Annotated in this window: 17 protein-coding genes; 11 read left to right on the plus strand and 6 right to left on the minus strand. The window is 66.2% G+C overall.

Going from position 1 to position 19,305, the window contains the following annotated elements:
- The first annotated feature begins 32 nt into the window (after positions 1-32).
- The 8 genes from dctA to LQG66_RS12430 all read left to right on the plus strand — a co-directional run bounded on the left by dctA (position 33) and on the right by LQG66_RS12430 (position 10,806).
- On the plus strand, positions 33-1,346 hold the full coding sequence (gene dctA / locus LQG66_RS12395) for a C4-dicarboxylate transporter DctA (RefSeq protein ID WP_231326497.1): 1,314 nt from the start codon (positions 33-35) through the stop codon (positions 1,344-1,346).
- A 23-nt stretch (positions 1,347-1,369) separates the two neighbouring features.
- Positions 1,370-2,176: an ABC transporter substrate-binding protein gene (locus LQG66_RS12400; RefSeq protein ID WP_231326498.1), complete on the plus strand. Its 807-nt coding sequence runs from the start codon at positions 1,370-1,372 to the stop codon at positions 2,174-2,176.
- A gap of 399 nt (positions 2,177-2,575) precedes the next feature.
- Positions 2,576-3,496, plus strand: coding sequence for a PepSY-associated TM helix domain-containing protein (locus LQG66_RS12405; protein ID WP_231326499.1), 921 nt, complete (start codon positions 2,576-2,578; stop codon positions 3,494-3,496).
- Positions 3,497-3,858: 362 nt separating this feature from the next.
- On the plus strand, positions 3,859-5,439 hold the full coding sequence (locus LQG66_RS12410) for an efflux transporter outer membrane subunit (protein ID WP_231326500.1): 1,581 nt from the start codon (positions 3,859-3,861) through the stop codon (positions 5,437-5,439).
- Entirely contained in the window at positions 5,439-6,554 is a 1,116-nt protein-coding gene (locus LQG66_RS12415; protein WP_231326501.1) for an efflux RND transporter periplasmic adaptor subunit, read from the plus strand. Before LQG66_RS12410 ends, LQG66_RS12415 begins: the two co-directional genes overlap by 1 nt.
- A 34-nt stretch (positions 6,555-6,588) precedes the next feature.
- Positions 6,589-9,666, plus strand: coding sequence for an efflux RND transporter permease subunit (locus LQG66_RS12420; RefSeq protein ID WP_231326502.1), 3,078 nt, complete (start codon positions 6,589-6,591; stop codon positions 9,664-9,666).
- A gap of 122 nt (positions 9,667-9,788) precedes the next feature.
- Positions 9,789-10,475: a PadR family transcriptional regulator gene (locus LQG66_RS12425; RefSeq protein WP_231326503.1), complete on the plus strand. Its 687-nt coding sequence runs from the start codon at positions 9,789-9,791 to the stop codon at positions 10,473-10,475.
- A gap of 31 nt (positions 10,476-10,506) precedes the next feature.
- On the plus strand, positions 10,507-10,806 hold the full coding sequence (locus tag LQG66_RS12430; RefSeq protein ID WP_231326504.1) for a DUF3861 domain-containing protein: 300 nt from the start codon (positions 10,507-10,509) through the stop codon (positions 10,804-10,806).
- Between the two features lie 313 nt (positions 10,807-11,119).
- Here LQG66_RS12430 and LQG66_RS12435 read toward each other — a convergent pair whose 3' ends face one another.
- On the minus strand, positions 11,120-11,956 hold the full coding sequence (locus LQG66_RS12435) for a class III extradiol dioxygenase family protein (RefSeq protein ID WP_231326505.1): 837 nt from the start codon (positions 11,954-11,956) through the stop codon (positions 11,120-11,122).
- Between the two features lie 5 nt (positions 11,957-11,961).
- Positions 11,962-12,315 carry a protocatechuate 4,5-dioxygenase subunit alpha gene (locus LQG66_RS12440; protein ID WP_231326506.1) on the minus strand — a complete coding sequence of 118 codons (354 nt, stop codon included), beginning with the start codon at positions 12,313-12,315 and terminating at the stop codon, positions 11,962-11,964.
- A gap of 123 nt (positions 12,316-12,438) precedes the next feature.
- Here LQG66_RS12440 and LQG66_RS12445 point away from each other — a divergent pair, with 123 nt between their 5' ends.
- On the plus strand, positions 12,439-13,371 hold the full coding sequence (locus tag LQG66_RS12445; RefSeq protein ID WP_231326507.1) for a LysR family transcriptional regulator: 933 nt from the start codon (positions 12,439-12,441) through the stop codon (positions 13,369-13,371).
- Positions 13,372-13,395: 24 nt separating this feature from the next.
- On the opposite strand, the gene LQG66_RS12450 is transcribed toward LQG66_RS12445, so the two are convergent.
- A complete protein-coding gene (locus LQG66_RS12450) occupies positions 13,396-13,782 on the minus strand; it encodes a VOC family protein (protein ID WP_231326508.1) in 387 nt (128 codons plus the stop codon).
- A gap of 212 nt (positions 13,783-13,994) precedes the next feature.
- Here LQG66_RS12450 and LQG66_RS12455 point away from each other — a divergent pair, with 212 nt between their 5' ends.
- Positions 13,995-15,521, plus strand: coding sequence for an alpha/beta hydrolase (locus LQG66_RS12455; protein WP_231326509.1), 1,527 nt, complete (start codon positions 13,995-13,997; stop codon positions 15,519-15,521).
- A 139-nt stretch (positions 15,522-15,660) separates the two neighbouring features.
- Complete coding sequence (locus tag LQG66_RS12460; RefSeq protein WP_231326510.1) at positions 15,661-16,014, plus strand: DUF2200 domain-containing protein; 354 nt, start codon at positions 15,661-15,663, stop codon at positions 16,012-16,014.
- A 29-nt stretch (positions 16,015-16,043) separates the two neighbouring features.
- Here LQG66_RS12460 and LQG66_RS12465 read toward each other — a convergent pair whose 3' ends face one another.
- The 3 genes from LQG66_RS12465 to LQG66_RS12475 all read right to left on the minus strand — a co-directional run bounded on the left by LQG66_RS12465 (position 16,044) and on the right by LQG66_RS12475 (position 19,087).
- Positions 16,044-17,333, minus strand: coding sequence for a flavin monoamine oxidase family protein (locus LQG66_RS12465; protein WP_231326511.1), 1,290 nt, complete (start codon positions 17,331-17,333; stop codon positions 16,044-16,046).
- Positions 17,326-18,048: a RibD family protein gene (locus tag LQG66_RS12470; RefSeq protein ID WP_231326512.1), complete on the minus strand. Its 723-nt coding sequence runs from the start codon at positions 18,046-18,048 to the stop codon at positions 17,326-17,328. The genes LQG66_RS12465 and LQG66_RS12470 overlap by 8 nt, the downstream gene beginning before the upstream one ends.
- 124 nt (positions 18,049-18,172) lie before the next feature.
- Positions 18,173-19,087, minus strand: a complete 915-nt coding sequence (locus tag LQG66_RS12475; protein ID WP_231326513.1) for a PaaI family thioesterase — start codon at positions 19,085-19,087, stop codon at positions 18,173-18,175.
- Between the last annotated feature and the right edge of the window lie 218 nt (positions 19,088-19,305).

Here is a 19,305-nt window from a genome sequence, read left to right on the forward strand (position 1 = left end):
CCGCCTCCAGGCCTTCAACGACAGGACCGATCATGACTGCCACGACCCTCACTGCCGACAGCAAAGCAGGCAGCCGCCGCGCCTGGTGGAAGGAGCTGTGGGTCCAGGTCATGATCGCGATGGCCGCGGGCATCCTGCTCGGCGCCGTCAAGCCTGATCTCGGCGCGCAGATGCAGCCGCTGGGCGATGCCTTCATCAAGGCGATCCGGATGCTGATCGCGCCGATCATCTTCTGCACCGTGGTCAACGGCGTCGCCCACATGGCCGATATGGCCAAGGTCGGCCGCGTCGCGATCAAGGCGCTGGTCTATTTCGAGGTGATCACGACCCTGGCGCTGATCATCGGCCTCGCTGCGGTCAATCTGTTCCAGCCCGGCGCGGGCATGAATATCGACCCCGCGACCATCAACTCCGCGACCATCGAGCCCTATGTCAAGCAGACCGCGGCGGTGGGCTTCGTGCCGTTCCTGCTCAACATCATCCCGCAGACCTTCGTCGGCGCCTTTGCCGAAGGCAACATCCTGCAGGTGCTGTTCATCTCGGTCATGTGCGGCTTCGCGCTGATCTGGCTCGGTGACCGCGCCAAGCCCGTCACCGACGTGATCGAGGTCGCCGGGCAGATGATCTTCGGCGTGGTCAAGATCGTGATGTGGGCAGCGCCGCTCGGCGCCTTCGGCGCCATTGCGTTCACTGTCGGCAAGTTCGGCTTGGGCTCGCTGGCCAAGCTCGGCCTGCTGCTCGGCAGCTTCTACGTGACCTGTCTCATTTTCATCGCGGCCGTGCTCGGGCCGATCGCCGCATTCACCGGCTTCAGCCTGTGGAAGCTGATCCGCTACATCCGCGATGAGATCCTGGTCTGCATCGCCACCACCTCGTCCGAGACCGTGCTGCCGCGGATGCTGGTGAAGCTTGAGGCGCTCGGCTGCGAGCGCAGCATCGTCGGCTTGGTCATTCCGACCGGCTACTCCTTCAATCTTGACGGTACCTGTCTCTATCTCGCCACCGCCGCGGTCTTCCTGGCGCAGGCCACCAACACCCATCTCGACATCAGCCATCAGGTCGGGCTGCTGCTGATCCTGCTGCTGACGTCGAAGGGCGCGGCCGGCATCGCCGGCGCCGCCTTCGTCGTGCTGGCCGCAACGCTCGCCGCGACCGGCACGATTCCGGTCGCCAGCGTCGCGCTGGTGCTCGGCATCCATCGCCTGATGTCGCAGGGGCTGACGCCGACCAATTTGATCGGCAATGCGGTCGCGACCATCGTCGTCGCCCGCTGGGAGAACGCGCTCGACAAGACGCGCCTCAAGCAGGTGCTCGATGGCGGAGCCGGCAGCGAGCTGACTGAATAGGTCGGGAATCAGCGAGGCGACCGATGGACTCCGTAACTACCATCCTCCGGCAGGCCGTCGCTATCGCCATCGTCGCCTGCGCGGCGCTCACTCCGGTTCGAGGCAACTGCGCCGACGTCGACGTGGCGCGGATTCTCGCGCCGACCGGACATCTGCGCGCGGGTCTCTATCCGGGCACGCCGACCTCGATCCTGCCCGACGGGACCGACAATCCTCGCGGCGTCGGCTACACCATCGGCAAGGAGATGGCGCGCCAGCTCCATGTCGACTACGAGCCGGTCGTGTTCGCCAAGAATGCGGAGGTACTGGAGGCCGTCAAGAGCGGCGCGGTCGACGTCGCCTTCACCAATGCTTCGCCCGCGCGCGCGAAGGAAATGGACTTCGGTCCCGTCTATCTCGAGATCGAGCTTGGATATCTTGTGCCCGAGGGCTCCCTGCTCTCCGACGTCGGCGACGTCGACGCGAGCGGCCGCAAGATCGGCGTCACCACCGGCAGCACGTCGGATGCAACGCTCGGGCACGAGCTGAAGAACGCGACGCGGGTCCGGGCGCCGACCTTGAAGGATGCGGTGGCCATGCTGAAGGGCCGCGAGATCGACGCCTTCGCCACCAACAAGGCGACGCTGTTCGAGATCGCCGAGCAGGTGCCGGGGTCGCGCGTGCTCGCCGGACGCTGGGGCGAGGAGCGCCACGCCATTGCGATCCCGAAGGGCCGCGGCGCCGGACTTGACTTCCTGCGCAGCTTTACCGCTGAGATCCGGGCGTCGGGCCTCGTCAGCGCCGCCGCCGAGCGCGCCGGGCTGAAGGGCATCGTGACGCCAGGGAAATAGCCCCAACGCGTCGTCACGCATTGCCGCCGGGGATCGCCGTGGTCTCCACCTCGGACAGCGACACGCAGACCAGCACGACACTGGCCTGAAGAACACCGCCCCATCTCGCTTCGGCCATCGCCGGGAAGCGTCAGTTGCGAATTGACATCATTCGCGTAGATGTGGATCTGCTTTCGCCGCATTGACGCCGATCAAACGGCGCATGACCTAAAATTAATAGTTATGTTCTTTCGTTCGAGTGCTGCGCTCAGCTAATGAAAGCGCAACGACGACGGACTGATCTCGCAGCGTCGTTCATCAAGAAACGATCTGAAACTACGGAGTGAGCGCCTGCGGACAACCGTATCGCCGCGTCGTTCGTGTGCGTGACGATCACTTGACGATCACTTGGAGACGTTCATGAACAAGCAGCTCCTGCTCAAACTCCACCGCTGGATCAGCCTCACCTTCGCACTGCCGCTGCTCGTGATCATCGTAACCGGGCTGATCCTGTCCTTCGAGCCGATGGCGCAGGTCGCGGCCGTCAAGTCGCAGAGCGTCGATCCGGCACGCGTGGTCGCGCTGATCAAGCAGTATGATCCCGACGGCAAGGCGCGCGGCCTGTCGATCGACGCGTCCACGCAGCACCTCACCTTGCAGGGCGCGCCGGGCGCCGAGGTCGACATGACGAGCGGCGCCGTGGTCGAGAAGCCCGCGATGGCGAGCGTCTTCTCGTGGGCGCGCCGAACCCATGAGCATCTGATCGGAATCCCGGGCCTCACCCTGATCTCGACCATCGCAATGGTCACCGTCATGATCATCGGCATCCTGATGGGGTTGCCGCGGCTGCGCAACACGCTGTCCGGCTGGCACAAGGGCGCGGCCTGGTTCACGCTGCCTCTGATTTTGCTCAGCCCGCTCACCGGACTCTGTCTCGAGCTCGGCCTGACCTTCGCAGGCAGCGCTCCGCCCGCCGCAGCCAAGCGCATCTCGCTGCCCGAGGCCGTCAGCATTGTCGCCAAGGACCACGACCTGTCGTCGGTGAACTCGATCGGCAGTCGCGGCGGACGGATGATGGCGCGGATCATCGAGGACGATGAGCTCAGGGCCTATGCTGTTACGCCCGACGGGCTCTCTGCGTTGCCCCGCAACTGGCCGCGCCTGCTGCACGAGGGCAACTGGTCGCTGATCGGCAGCGCGGCCAACGTGCTGATCTCGGTTGCGCTGTTCGCACTGCTGATCACAGGCGTGCTGATCTGGACGCAGCGCCGGCTGCGGCGCCCGAATCGCGCGCGCAACGTGCCCGCGAAGCCCGCGGTCGCATCCTCGATGACGTCCTGACGACCTCTACTGTCGCTTGGAGCCGGCTCGCCCCGCGAGCCGGCTCCAAGCAACCTCCCGCGCGATCCGCGCGCGCTGCTCCGCCCGGGCCTAGCCTGGACAACGCGGGCTCGACAGCAGAGCCTTCTCTATCATTGTGAGAAGCAACGTCGCCGCTCGACATTGCGGGAATGGCAGCGGCGCGTTCTCGGCGCTCGTCTCAGAATTGTCATGCGCGCGTCCGGTGCAGGCGAGCGCCGACGCCGCGCGGCGGCGCGCAAGGGGCGAAGCTGTGAGTAAGCTCGTCCTGTCATCAACGTGACTTGACTAGGCCTGGACTGCCACGGCATCGTCCGCATCATAAAACGAAACGGTTTAGTTTTATGTCAGGTTATGTCCAATTGTTTCGCACCTGTCTTGGGCTGGTCCCGAGACGCGGCGCGCTGCCCTTTCCGCTCGGCCTCGTCGGCTGCAGCGTGCTGCTCGCGTCCTGCGCCGCCGGCCCGGATTTCATGTCCCCCGATGCGCCGGCTGCGACCGGCTACGTGGCCGAGCATCGCCTCGTGGCGACCGCCAGCGCCGCGACGCCTGGCGGCAACGCCCAGAGCTTCGCATCTGGGAGCGACCTGCCCGGCACATGGTGGGCGCTGTTTCACTCCCGGCAGATCAACGCCTTCGTCGAGGAAGCGATTCGCAACCATCCGGACATCGAAGCCGCGCAATTGGCGCTGCGTGCGGCGCGCGAGAACGCGCTGTCGCAGCAGGGCGCGCTGTTTCCCCAGGTGAGCGCCAGCGGATCCGCCGAACGCACGCAGGCCTCGACCACCCAGAACGGGCAATGGCCCGGCCAGACCTCGCTCTACACGCTCTATGGCACGTCGGTGAGCGTCAGCTATGCGCTCGACCTGTGGGGCGGCACGCGACGCCAGGTCGAGGCCCAGCAGGCCCAGGCCGACTACCAGGCGTTCAAGCTGGAGGCGACCTATCTCGCGCTGACCGCCAATGTCGTGACGGCTGCGATCACCGACGCCTCGCTGCGCGATCAGATCGCGGCGACGGAAGAGATCATCAAGGCCGAGACCGACCAGCTCGGCCGCATCCAGCGCCAGTTCGACGTCGGCGCCATCTCCAAATCCGACGTGCTGTCGCAGGAAGCGACGCTGGCGCAGGCCAAGGCGACGTTGGCACCGCTGCAGAAGCAGCTGGCGCAGCAGCGCGACCAGCTGATGGCCTATCTCGGCCGGCTGCCGAGCCAGGACCGCGGTGAGCATGTCAGCCTTGCCGCACTGAAGCTGCCGCACAAGCTGCCAGTGTCGCTGCCGTCGGCGCTGGTCCGCCAACGTCCCGACATCCGGCAGGCCGAGGCCACGTTGCACCAGGCGACCGCGACGGTCGGCGTCGGGATCGCCAACCTGCTGCCGCAGGTGACGCTGTCGGGCAGCTATGGCGCGAGCGGACCGGAGCGGCTGTTCTCGCCGACGACGATCGTGTGGGATGCGGCCTCGAGCGTCAGCCAGAAGCTGATCGACGGCGGCACGCTCTACCATACCAAGGAGGCCGACGTCGCAACCTTCGAGCAGGATCTGTCGCTCTACAAGAGCACGGTCATCACGGCGTTCCAGAACGTTGCGGATTCGCTGCGCGCCATCCAGTACGACGCCGAGGCGCTGAAGGCCCAGGCCGCCGCCGAGAAGGCCACCGCGGACAGCCTCGCCATGGCGGTCGAGCAGTTCAAGAGCGGCGCCGTGCCCTACGCCAACGTCATCAATGCGCAGCAATCCTATCTCAACGCACGCGTCTCCCGCATCAAGTCGCAAGCCACGCGCTTCAGCGACACCTCGGCGCTGTTCCAGGCGCTCGGCGGCGGCTGGTGGAATCGCCAGGACGAGACGCCAGCAGCGCTGCCCCGCGCCAATCCCGGCTACTTCGCCGGCCCTACCCGCAATTCCCAGGAAGCAATGTAATGATCAAACGCATGACGATCATGCTGGCCGTCATGGCCGTTCTATTCGGCGGCCTCTACGGCTTCCAGAGCTTCAAGGGCATCATGATCGCCAAGGCAATCGGCGCCATGGCGAACCCGCCGCAGACGGTCTCGACCGCGGTCGCGGAGACGGCGCCCTGGCGCTCCAACCTCACTGCCGTCGGCTCGCTGCGCGCCGTGAACGGCGCCGATCTGGCGCTGCAGGCCGCAGGCATCGTGCAGAGCATCCAGTTCAATTCGGGTGACGCCGTCGAAGCCGGTCAGCAATTGCTTCAACTCGTCGCGACCGACGACGTCGCCAAGCTGCAATCGCTGCAGGCCACCGCCGAGAACTACGCCATCGTCGTCAAGCGCGACGAGGAGCAGATCAAGTTCAACGCGGTCAGCCAGGCCACGCTCGACAGCGACCGCGCCAATCTGAAGAACGCGCAGGCTCTCGTGACGCAGCAGAAAGCGATCGTCGAGCAGAAGACCCTGAAGGCGCCGTTCGCCGGCCGGCTCGGCATCCGCGCCGTCGATCTCGGACAGTTTCTCAGCGCCGGCACCACGATCGTGACGCTGCAGAGCCTCGATCCGATCTTCGTCGACTTCTATCTGCCGCAGCAATCGCTCGCCGACATCCGGATCGGCCAGGACGTCGGCATCGCCGTCGATGCCTTCCCCGCCGAGCGCTTCACCGGCCAGATCTCGGCGATCAACGCCAAGGTCGATTCCGGCAGCCGCAACGTTCAGGTTCGCGCCACCCTGCACAACGATGCAGCGCGGCTGCTGCCGGGCATGTTCGCCAAGGTGGAGATCGCGACCGGCAGCCCTGAGCAGTTCGTGACGCTGCCTTTGACGGCGATCGTCAGCAACCCTTACGGCGATCTCGTCTACGTCGTCGACGATCTCAAGGACGGCCAGGGCAAGGCGCGACAGATGTTCGTGAAGAGCAAGCCGGCCAAGGGCGACCGGATCGCGATCACCGACGGCATCAAGCCGGGCGAGACCGTCGTGATCGCGGGCCAGATCAAGCTGCGCAACGGCAGTCCGGTCAAGATCGACAACTCGCACGTGCCCGTCGCCGAGGCGGCACCGAACGTCGTCGACCAGTAATTCGCGCAGCCTCCGACCGTCAGAGCCAACATCCATGCGTTTCACAGACATCTTCATCCGCCGGCCGGTGCTGGCGCTCGTCGTCAGCGCCCTCATCCTGGTGCTCGGCCTGCGCTCGATGACGACGCTGGCGATCCTGCAATATCCGCGGACGCAGAATGCGATCGTCACCGTGAGCACGGCCTATGCCGGCGCCGATTCCGACATCATCGCCGGCTTCATCACGACGCCGTTGGAGAACGCGATCGCCCAGGCCAACGGCATCGACTACATGACCTCGACCAGCGTCACCGGCAGCAGCACCATCACGGTGAACCTGCGGCTCAACTATGATTCCGGCAAGGCGATGACCGAGATCAACGCCAAGGTGAACTCGGTGCTGAACCAGCTGCCGACCGGCACGCAGCAGCCGACCCTGACCTTGAAGGTCGGGCAGACCATCGACTCGATGTATATTGGCTTCGCCAGCGACGTGCTCGCGCCGAACCAGATCACCGACTACCTCACGCGCGTGGTGCAGCCGAAGCTGCAGGCCGTCTCCGGCGTGCAGACCGCCGAGCTGCTCGGCGCCAAGAAATTCGCGCTGCGCGCCTGGCTCGATCCCGACAAACTCGCCGCCTATGGCCTGACCGCGACCGACGTGTCGACGGCGCTGTCGGGCAACGATTACATCTCCGGTCTCGGCACCACCAAGGGCCGTCTCGTCCAGGTCGACCTCGCCGCCGCGACCAACCTGCATTCGCTCGAACAATATCGCAACCTGGTCGTGAAGCAGGTCAACGGCGCCATCATCCGCCTGCGGGACGTCGCAAGTGTCACGCTCGGCAATGACGACTACGATTCGGCGACCCGCTTCAACGGCAGGACCGCGGTCTATATCGGCATCCAGGTGGCGCCGACCGCCAACCTGCTCGACGTCATCAACGGCGTCAAGGCGATCCTTCCCGAGCTGCAGCGGCAATTGCCGAACGGCATCACCAGCGAGATCCTCTACGACTCCACCGACTTCGTGAACTCGTCCATCGACGAGGTGATCCATACGCTGGTGGAGGCGATCGGGATCGTGATCGTCGTCGTGTTCATGTTCCTGGGGTCGTGGCGCTCGGTGCTGATCCCGGTGATCGCCATTCCGCTGTCGCTGATCGGCACCTTCGGCCTGATGCTGCTGATGGGCTTCTCCATCAACCTGCTGACCTTGCTGGCGCTGGTGCTCGCGATCGGCCTCGTCGTCGACGACGCCATCATCGTCGTGGAGAGCGTGCACCGCCTGATCGACGAGGGCGTGCCGCCGGTCGAAGCGGCGATCCAGTCGGCGCGGGCACTGGCGAGCCCGATCATCGCGATGACCGTGGTGCTGATCGCGGTCTACGTGCCCGTCGGCTTCCAGGGCGGCCTGACCGGCGCCCTGTTCACCGAATTCGCCTTCACGCTCGCCGGCGCCGTCACCGTCTCTGCGGTGATCGCGCTAACGCTGTCGCCGATGAACTGCGCCTGGCTGCTGCGCCGGACCGAGCGCGATGCCACCACGCTGGAGGCGCGCCTGGTCCGCGCCATCGACCACGTGCTCGAACGGCTCGCGCATGGCTATCGCGGCTTGCTCGAAAGCGTGTTCACCACCAAGCCGGTGGTCGTGGTGTTCGCGCTGCTGATGCTGGCGATGATTCCCTGGCTCTATGTCAGCTCGACCAGCGAGCTCGCGCCCGACGAGGACCAGGGCATCGTGCTGTCGCTGACGAACTCGGCGCCATCAGCCACCCTCGAGCAGCGCCAGTTCTACGGCCAGCAGCTGTACGGCTTGATCGCCCAACGGCCGGAGACGCGCACCGTGTTCCAGATCGACACCTCGACGCAGGTGATCGGCGGCTGGGTTCTGAAGCCCTGGGATCAGCGCAAGGCAACGACCAAGACCTTGCAGCCGGAATTCCAGCAGCTCTTGAACGGCATTGCCGGCGCCCGCTCGGTCGCCTTCCAGCCCTCGCCGCTGCCGGGCAGCAACGGCCTGCCGATCCAGTTCGTGATCGGCAGCACCGGCACGTTCGGCGAGCTCAACGACGTGTCGCGCGATTTCATGGCCAAGGCGCTGGCGAGCGGCCGGTTCATCTTCCTCGACAGCGACCTGAAGATCGACAAGCCGCAGACCACCGTGGTGTTCGACCGCGACAAGGCCGCCGATCTCGGCCTCAAGATGAGCGATCTCGGTGGCGCGCTCGCGACCATGCTGGGCGGCAACTATCTCGATTATTTCAGCCTGGAAGGCCGCTCCTACAAGGTGATCCCGCAGGTCCGGCAGAACGATCGCCTGACCGATAGCCAGTTGCTCGACTATTCGATCCGCACCAGCGGCAATGCCATGGTGCCGCTGTCGACGGTGGCTCGGCTCGAGCACAAGACGATTCCCGAGTCGCTCAACCACTTCCAGCAGATCAACGCCGCGACCATCTCCGGCGTGGCGATGCCGGGCGTCGCGATGGGCGATGCGCTCGCCACCTTGAAGGACATTTCGAAGTCGCTCCCCTCGGGCTACTCGATCGACTATGGCGGCGCCTCGCGGCAGCTGGAGCAGGAATCCGGCGGCTTCGTCACCACCTTCGTATTCGCGCTGATCATCATCTTCCTGGCGCTCGCTGCGCTGTTCAACAGCTTCGTCGATCCGATCATCATCCTGGTGTCGGTACCGATGTCGCTGGCCGGCGCGCTGATCTTCATCAGCCTCGGCATCGGCGGCGCCAGCATCAACATCTACACACAGGTCGGTCTCGTCACGCTGATGGGCCTCGTCAGCAAGCATGGCATCCTGATGGTGGAGGTCGCCAACGAGCTGCGCGAACACGGCAAGGACCGCACCGAGGCGATCATCGAAGCCGCGACGGTCCGGCTGCGGCCGATCCTGATGACCACGGCGGCGATGGTGCTCGGCGTGATCCCGCTGATCACGGCAAGCGGCGCAGGCGCGGTGTCGCGCTTCAACATGGGCCTCGTGATCGCGACCGGGCTCGCGATCGGCACCTTGTTCACGCTGTTCGTGGTCCCCGTCGTCTATGCGCTGATCGCCCATCGCGGTGCCCCGGCAGAAGCGACGTCTCAGGCGGCCGGGGCGACGGTTGCTCCATAGGCGGTTCGCAAAATCACGTAAAATCAGTATCTTAGGAGAAGAGCCGATAATCCAATGGCCCGGCATTGACAAACGACACATGTAAACGATATATCGTTTGTATGAAACGGAGATCATATCGTATGAGACATCATCATTGGAAATTCGGGCCTTCCAGCTGGGACGACGAAGAGCGCGGTTGGGCGCATCGCGGACGGCATGAGCGGCATGGCTTCGGCGAGTCCTGCGAGGACGTCCGCCTCGGCGGCCGCGGTCCCGGCTTCGGCCCACGCGGAGCCGGCCTGTTCGAACGCGGCGGACGTCGCGGCGGTCGCGAGGAGTTCGGGCGTGGCGGCGGTGGTCGCTTCTTCGGCCCCGGCGACCTGCGCAGCCTGCTGCTGTGGCTGATCGGCGAGAAGCCGCGCCATGGCTATGAGCTGATCAAGGCGGTCGAGCAGCTGGTCGGCGGTTCCTACTCACCGAGCCCCGGCTCGGTCTATCCGATCCTCAATCTGCTCGAGGACATGGGCCAGATCGAAGCCGCGGCGAGCGAAGGCGGCAAGAAGCTGTTCGCGATCACCGACGCCGGACGCCAGGCGCTGAAGGACGACGAGGCGGCGATCGAGGGCCTGCTCAGTCGGTTGCGCATCATGGCCCGCACCATGGGCGGCATGCGCCCGCCCGAGCAGGTGCTGCAGACGGTGCAGACATTGAAGATGGCGCTCAAGATGCACCGCCCCGGCTGGAGCGACGCGGAGTCGAAGCGCGTCAGCACCATCCTCACCCGGGCCATCGCCGAGATTCAGGGCGACGACGACACTGCAATCTGACCGTCGGGCGATCATCAAGAGGATTGAAGAGATGCCTCACTCCTACGCCATCGAGGTGGCCGACACGAGCCCGCGCGCCGACGGCGCGGCTGGCCCCAGCTACGGCTTCACCTTCGACAGCCATGACGACCTCAACGCCATCGTCGAACGCGTGCAGCGCCGCGGCCTGTTCGACGAGAATGAGAGCAAGGTCTTCGTCACCGGACTGAAGCTGCTTGGCGGCGTGATGCTGAACCACCGCGGCGAACCGCTGTTCGCCGAACTCGGCCCTGCGTTCAAGCAGTTCATGAAGACGTTAAAGGCAGGCGCGACGCAGGAGGCGCAGGCTTAACCTCCAGAGTTGGAGTCGGGCACGAGCCTCTCGAACGCTGCGCTCCCTCTCCCCGTTCTTCACGGGGAGAGGGTCGGGGTGAGGGGCAGCCGCACGGGAAGTTAGTCGAAGCCGGCAACGGACAGCGACGTCCCTCGATGGCATCCGCGGTATGGGTCCCGGCGTTCGCCGGGACGACAGCGATGATGAGGCGCGACCCCGCCAAACACTCCTCTGTCGTCCCGGCCTTGAGCCGGGACCCATACCGCGTGATGGTCGTTGGCGGAACAGCTCTCAATCATCACCTTCCGCACCAAAACTCCCGCTGGAGCCGCTACGCCGGCTCCAGCACCATCAATCCCGTCGCCGTGTTGGAGATCGGGATGTGATAGTTGGAATGTTCCTTGCGGACCTTCTCCGGCAAGGTGCCGCGCGCCACCATCCAGTTCAGCAGTTCGACGCCCTGCGTGCCCGACAGCTCGACCAGTTCGGCGGTCGAGTATTTTGTCGCCCAGGCGGGATCGTCGACCATGCTGGCCATGAACTTCTCGTCGAAATCCTTGTTGATGAAGCCGGCGCGCTCGCCGTCGAGCTGGTGCGACAGTCCGCCGGTGCCCATCACCACCACGCGCTGGTCCTTCGGCCACGCTTGAATAGCCCGCGCCAGCGCCTGGCCGAGCTTGTAGCAGCGCGCGGCCGACGGCAGCGGCGCCTGCACCGTGTTGACGACCACCGGCACGACCCGCACCGGCCATTTCTGGTCCGGCCAGCACAGTGCCATCGGCAAGGTGAAGGCGTGATCGACGGCCATCTCCTGGCAGGTCGTGAGATCGAAATCCTCCTTCACCAAATGCTCGATCAGGTGCCACGACAATTCGCTGTCGCCCTTGAACGGCGCGGTCTGCGGAATGCCCCAGCCCTCGTCGGCATTGCTGTAGCTGTCGGCCGCGCCGACGGCGAAGGTCGGCATCTTGTCGAGGAAGAAGTTGAGGCCGTGGTCGTTATAGACCAGCACGACGACATCGGGTTTGACCTTGGCGAGCCAGTCGCGCACATGCGGGAAGCCGTCGAAGAACGGCTTCCAATACGGATCCTGCTGCAGCCCCTTGGCGATCGCGCCGCCGATGGCGGGAACGTGAGAGGTGGTGATGCAACCTACGATCTTTGCCATGACGATTACCCCCTGGCCGCCAGAAGCTTGGCCTTGAACTGCTCTTTCGTCAGCCCGGTCTGCTGCGCGCCGATGTCCTGCATGTCGAGACCGAAGATGCCGGCGAACTTGGCGAGGTAGTAGGCGTTGCCGCCGGCTTCGATCAGCTCGAGCACGTTGCGATGGCGGATCGCCTCGCGCTGCAGCGCGTTGAGGCCATACTTGGCGCAATAGCCGTCCTCGTCGGCGACGAAGGCCTTGCGGTTGGCGGCATCGTTGAACGAGTAGCACATCTTGTTGAGGGCATAGCCTTTGCGGGCCTGCTCGCCGTCGAAGATGGTGGTGCCGGGCACGGGCTGCCGGGCTGATGTAGTGGACATCTTAGCCTCCCTGGTGGCGTCTTGCGATTGCGCCGCTTGATCTGGATCAAACGTTTGCGCGGTTTGTGTCGCCAGTATCGCCAGCCGACAACATCAATAAAGGCCGCGCGCGCGATCTGATCCATGAGCCAATTCGATCATTTGGACCTCGACGGCCACCTGCTGCAGCTGCTGCTCGCCGTGATGGAGGAAGGCTCCATCACGCGCGCCGCGCTCAGGCTCGGCGTCACGCAATCGGCCGTCAGCCATCTGCTCGACAAGCTGCGCGCGATCACCGGCGATCCGCTATTCGTCAAATCCGGCCGCGGCATCGTACCGACCGCGCATGCGCAGCTGCTCGCACTGCGCGCCCGCGCGCTGCTCGACGATCTCAGGAGCTTTTCGTACGCCGCCGCGTTCGAGCCCGCGAAGATCTCCGCGCAGGTGACGATCGCCGCCAATGATCTGCAGCGCGACCTGCTGCTGCCGTCCCTGCTCCGCTACGCCCGCGCACAGGCCCCCGGCCTGAGCCTGCGCGTGATCCCCTCGGGCGCGCCGACACCGGAGCTGCTGCGCGAGGAGCACTGCCAGCTGATCATCACGCCGCGCCCGCCCGAAGGCAGCGACATCCTGCAGAAGCGGCTGTTCGAGGACAGCTACCGCGTATTCTACGATGCGAGCCAGCGCGAGCCGCCGCAGAGTCTGGAGGACTATCTCGCCAGCGACCACGTCACTGTGCTGTACGAGCCGCGCCGCCGGCTCGACATCGACGAGGTGCTCGCCGAGCGCGGCCTCGTCAGGCGCTTCGCCGCGCAAGTCCCGGGCTTCGGCGGCATCGGCCCGTTCCTGCGTGGCAGCCGCATGATCGCGACCTTGCCGAGCCTGCTACGTGCCTACATGCTGCGCGGCCTGGCGGTCGCACCGGTGCCGGTCCCCTGCCCGGCGATGCCGATGTACATGGTCTGGCACCTGCGCCATCACGACGACCCGATGCACCGCTGGCTGCGTCAGCAGCTCGAGATCGTGGTCGCGCCGAGCCTCGCGGCCGCGGCTGAGCACATGCCAGTGCCGGCGTAGTCCATCCCGGCAGAGGGACCGCCCTCACTCCGGTGTATGGCAGACCGCCTCGACGTTGTTGCCGTCGGCGTCCAGAACGAACGCGCCGTAATAGTGCGCATGGTAGTGCGGCCGCAGGCCGGGCGCGCCGTTGTCGCGCCCGCCGGCCGCAATCGCCGCCTGGTAGAAGGCATCGACCGTGGCGCGATCCTTGGCGTGGAATGCGACATGCGTCGAGCTCGCGGCCGTCTTGCCGGTGCCGATCCAGAAATCCGGACGGCCGTCGCCGAAGCCGGCGTGATCACCATGTCCGCCGGTCTGCTCGTTGGTGATCTCCATCATCAGGACATAGCCCAACGGCGCGAGAGCCGCAGCATAGAAAGACTTGGCGCGGGTGAAGTCGGAGACGGGAAAGCCGACGTGGTCGAGCATGGCGGTCATCCTATGATCGTGAGTTACAGACTTATAGGCCGGCCCCGCCACACCCGCAACGGAACGCGCATGCGTCATGACGGCATCATGACGACTCGGTTGCGGAGGCGCAGCGAGATCACCTTGCGGTTCCCCGCCTGCCCCTCGGCGCGCGGTGCTGTCCCCATGCACATGCTTTGCGCTAACGTTCGCGGGGAAACGGAGTTGGTGTCATGGAACGCGAGATCGCGCCACGCATGCGGATCACCATGCCGGGCGCGGCGTTGCTGGCCGCAGCGCTTGCCGGCCTCGCCTTCTGCATGGCCGGGATCTGGCAGCTCGAAGGCGCGCGCGCGGGCGTGACGATCACGCAGCTTGAGACCGGCACGACGCCGCTCACCGTCTATCGGCGCGACGGTGCCGGCCCATCGCCCGTCGTCGTCATCGCGCACGGCTTCGCGGGTTCGCGCCAGCTCATGGAAGCCTACGCGCTGACCCTGGCCCATGCGGGCTATCTCGTCGTCTCGTTCGACTTCGAAGGCCACGGCCGCAATCCCACGCCGATGTCGGGCGACGTCACGCGGATCGACGGCACGACGCGGAAGCTGATGGCTGAGATCGGCCGGGTCACCGACACAGCCCTCGCCCTGCCCGGCGCCGATGGCCGGGTCGCCCTGCTCGGGCATTCGATGGCCTCCGACATCATCGTGCGCCAGGCCATGGTCGATCCGCGCATCGCGGCGACGGTCGCGATCTCGATGTTTTCCGAGGCGGCCACCGCGAGCACGCCGCGCAACCTGCTGATCATCACCGGCGCCTGGGAGACATCCCTGCGTCGCGACGCGTTGCGCAACCTCAGGCTCGCGGATCCCGCCGCTGCAGAAGGCGACACCGTCGGCGATCCTGCGGGGAGCGGCGGACGCCGCGCCGTCGTGGCGCCCGGCGTGGAGCATGTCAGCGTGCTGTATTCGAGCACGGCGCTACGCGAGGCACGCGACTGGCTCGACCAGGTGTTCAGCCGCAGCAGCAGCGGCCCGGTGGCTGCGACCGGCGGCGCCATTGTTCTGCTGCTCGCGGGCGTCGTCGTGCTGGCGTGGCCGTTGGCGAATTTGTTGCCGAAGGGCGACGGGCCCCCTGCGCCAATTCCCCTGCGTGCCCTCGCGATCGCCACGCTGGTGCCGGCGCTGGTGACGCCGGTCGTGCTGCGCTTGGTCGAGACGCGCTTCCTGCCCGTCCTCGTGGCGGACTATCTCGCCGTGCATCTGTTCGTCTATGGCGTGCTGTCGCTGGCGCTGCTGCGGCTGCAGGGTGTCCGCTTCGGCCGCCTTGCCTGGTTCGCGACGCTGGCGCTCGCCGCCTACGGCATTTTCGGGCTCGGCGGCGCGCTCGACCGCTACGTCGCATCCTTCATGCCGATCGCCGCCCGCGTGCCGATCATTGCCGCGATCGCGGTCGGCGCCGTGCCCTGCATGCTGGCGGACAGCATCGCCAACCAAGGCGGCCGCGCCGCGCTCTGGCGCACATTGTGGATACGGACAGCGTTCCTGGCATCGCTCGGCGGCGCGGTCGCGCTCGATTTCAAGCGGCTGTTCTTCCTGCTCATCATCATCCCGGTGATCGTGCTGTTCTTCATTGTGTTCGGACTGATCGGCGGCTGCGTCGGCCGCAGGACCGGCTCACCGACGGCGACCGGCGTCGGTCTCGGCCTGATCCTGGCGTGGTCGCTCGGCGTGTCGTTCCCGATGTTCCTGCCGGGGTAGCGCTCGGTTCCGCGGTTCGCAGACGAACGCACGACACTATGATACGAACTTCTGAAAGAAGCATGGTTGCCGCCATTCCGGCGGCGCGCCCCCGATAGTCTCAGACCACACGTCTCGATCACCGCCCCATGGAGCATTCATGGCGAAACACCGCATCTACACGACAAGCTTCGCAAGCGTATACCCGCTTTACGTCGCGAAGGCCGAGAAGAAGGGACGCACGAAGGCAGAGGTCGATCAGATCATCTGCTGGCTGACGGGCTATGATCAGACGGAGTTCGACAAGCGGATCGAACAACAGACGGACTTCGAAACCTTCTTTGCGACGGCGCCTGCCATGAATCCGGCGCGCGCCTTGATCAAGGGCGTGATCTGCGGCGTCCGCGTGGAGGATGTCGAGGAACCGACGATGCGTGAGATCCGCTACCTGGACAAGCTGATCGACGAGCTGGCGCGGGGAAAAGCAATGGACAAGATCCTGCGGCGGCAATGATCGTCAGCCTGCACGTGAGCCCCCCATCGTCACGACCGATCGGCGGCCAGAACGATCCGCGCCGTCTGCAGGCCGCTCGCGAGCGCCGCCTCGACCGTGCCCATGTCGCGCCCGCGATACAGCGCCTCGCCGGAGATCAACACCGGGCCGCCGTCCCAGTGCGTGAGCACATCCTGCGCCTGGCGCGTGGCAAGGGTCGCATAGGAATAGGCGCCGCGCGCGAACGGATCCTTGGCCCAGTCGGTCGTATGCGCCGCGACCAGCTCCTGCCTCAGCAGGGCCACCGGCTTGCTGAAAATATCCGCGAGCGCAGCCAATCCGATCTGGATCAGCGCGGCCTCGTCCAACGCTGCGAAGTCGCGCGTCGCGGGTCCGGCGAGCCAGCCCGTGAGCACGGCATGATCGCTCGGGTGCTGCGTCCACCACACCGGCACCTGGGCATCGGACAGCACGAACAGCATGTCGTCGCGGTCCCGCGCGTTCGTCTCGATCCACCAGCGATGCTCGAAGCGCAGCAGCAGCTTGATGACGTTGCCGAAGCCGATGTCGGCGGTAGCCGCGACCTGCCCGCGCATCGCCGGCGGCAGCGCGATGGTCTGCAGCAGCGGCAGCGGTATGGTCAGAATGACGACATCGCCGCGATGCGTGCGGCCATCGGCGCAACGGACGATCGCGCCATCATCTGCGCTCTCGATCCCGGTGACGACGGATCGAAACGCAAACGCGACGCCGAGCGCCCGGCACTCCGCCGCGAGATGATCGATCAGCGCGCCGTAGCCGCCGACGATGCGCGCCTGCCCGCCGCGGTCGCCGCCCATCCATTCGTCGCGCAGCGCGAAGACGCTGGCGCGATCGGGATCGGCGGCATCATAGCCCTGCACCATCCCGAGCACGGATTCGCGCAAGGCGGCGAACTCGGGGCCGCGGAAATGACGGTCGAGCAGCGCCGTGACCGTCATGTCCTCGTCGAGATTTGCCAGCACGTCATGCAGCCGGCCCATCTGCCGATCGGCTGGATCGTCGCGCGAGAACGCGCCGCGCTCGACGTGCCAGCGCGCGCCCTCGATCGGCTGCGCTGACAGTTCGGCCTCGGCCAACAGCCGATACGTGACCGGCGCCTCGCCATGGATGAACTCGGCGCCGGCCTCGGCGCTGTATCCGAAGTCGCGCTCCGGCAACGGATGGATGCGGCCGCCGCAGCGGTCGCGGGCCTCCAGCAGCATGACCTGCCTGCCGGCACGCGCGAGCTCGCGTGCGGCCATCAGGCCCGCGGCACCGGCGCCGACGATGATGGCGAGGTCAATTCGTCCCTCAACCATGACTGGCCTGGGCGCCGATGGCAGAGCCGTTGGTGATGCGATAGCGCAGCCACAGCGCGCCGCCCTCCAGCGCTTTCGTGCTTTCCAGCGTCATCGCCGTGATCGGTGCGCGCTCGCCGGACTCGGCCTCGGGTGAGTCGAACACGCTGGGCGCGCCCTTGGCGCCGTCGATCACAGGACACAAAACGAGATCGAACTCGTCGACCAGGCCGGCGCGCAGGAAGGCGCCGTTGGCGCCGCCGCCGCCTTCGAGCAGCAGCCGCTTCACCCCGAGCTCCTGCGAGAGGATGTCGAGCACGCGCGCAAGATCGAGCTTGGTTTCGCCGGCGAAGATGTAGGACACGCCCTCGCTGCGCAGCCCTGCGAGATGGGCATCGGACACCGCCTCGGCGAGCACGACGACGATCGGATCGCCGCCGATGTCGGACCGGCCCCAGCAGATCTTGCCGCGGGGATCGAGCACGACGCCATAGGCCTTGGCGTCGCGCCTGATGATCCAGTTCGTCCGTGGGAATTGCTCCGTGGTCGTCGGCGGATAGACCGTGCCCTTGGCGAACTCCTGGCCGGTGACGCGCCCGATCAGCCAGGCGTCGCCGCCCAGTTCGTCATGCACCTTCTCGAACAAGTCCCCCGCCGCCCCCTTGGGGCGCCAGCGGCTCGGCAAGGTTCGGCCGTCGACACTCGATGCCATCAGGCAGATGACGTCCGGTTTCATGTGCACTCCTGTTGCGCGACGATGCGGCCTTCACCCTGGATATGGCCCTGACCGGTGTTGTCAACGAGGGGGACGGCTTTTCGTTCAAGCCACGCTGGACTGCCAGGCGGGCGCACCGCTCGCGTCAATCCTGCTCCTGCCCCGCCGCCTGCCGCAGCATGAAATGGCCGAAGGCGGTCGCGATCGGCTTCGCCGCATCGTCCTGCCAGGCACGGGCCTCGAAGGCGACCACGCGGCGGCCCTGCTTGACGATCGATGCCGAGGCAATGCTGTCGAGCGCGCGGCCCGAGCGCAGATAGTTGATGGTCAGGCCGATCGGCTTCGGCGGCGCCGACGCGCCGAGCTCGCGCATCACGGTGACGATCGCCGCGGTCTCGAGGAACGCGCCGGTCATGCCGCCATGGATTGCCGGCAGCACGGGATTGCCGATGATCTGGCGCGAGAACGGCATCACGAACGTTTCGTTCTCGGCGAAACGGATTCCGAGGCAGCGCGCGAACGGGCTGGTGGCGAACGGTCCCGTTGGATCGTCAGGCGCCTCGAGCGGCGGCAGCGCGCCGCCGAACGCCGGCCGGTCGGTCAGCATGTTAGTGCGGTTGGCGCCGATCATGAAGCAGGCGGTCGCGGTCGCGACCGGCGCGCTCTCCTCCTCCTGATAGGCGGTCGCGCGCACGAAGGCGATCGAGCGCGTGACGCGGAAGCACACGGCATGCGCCTTGATGTCGAGGCCGGGCGTCGCCGGCTTCTGATAGTCGATGCGCAGGTCGAGCGTCGCGATCGCGCTGCTGCCGTCGAGCGCGAGCTGCACCGCCATGCCGCAGCTCTCGTCGAGCATCGCCGTGACGACCCCGCCGTGGAGCACGCCGGTCTCGCTGTCTCCGACGAACACCGGACGATAGGGCAGACACGACCAGGCTTCGCCGGGCGCGAAGCGCTCCATCCGGAGCCCGCTGATCTGACCATAGACCGAGCGGCGTTGCCTGATCGCGTCGGCGAGTTCGTCGAATGACGGTGCGGCGGTGGGCGGGGTGTCGGACATGGCCGGAATTTAGAGCATGATCCGCACGAAGCGCGAGGCATTTTCGAGGTCATGGAGTCGTCTGCAAACGATCGCGCCCGCACCGATCGTACGGCTGCTCAGTTGCAGCGGACGAGATCGGCAACGATCGAAAGCCGACGCCGGGACCGCGCGGACTCGACAAGCCCGCGCATCGAGAAGAACACGATCCACAACTGCCGGATGCGCAAACTGTCTCA

This window comes from Bradyrhizobium ontarionense (assembly GCF_021088345.1).
GTDB classification, from domain to species: domain Bacteria; phylum Pseudomonadota; class Alphaproteobacteria; order Rhizobiales; family Xanthobacteraceae; genus Bradyrhizobium; species Bradyrhizobium ontarionense.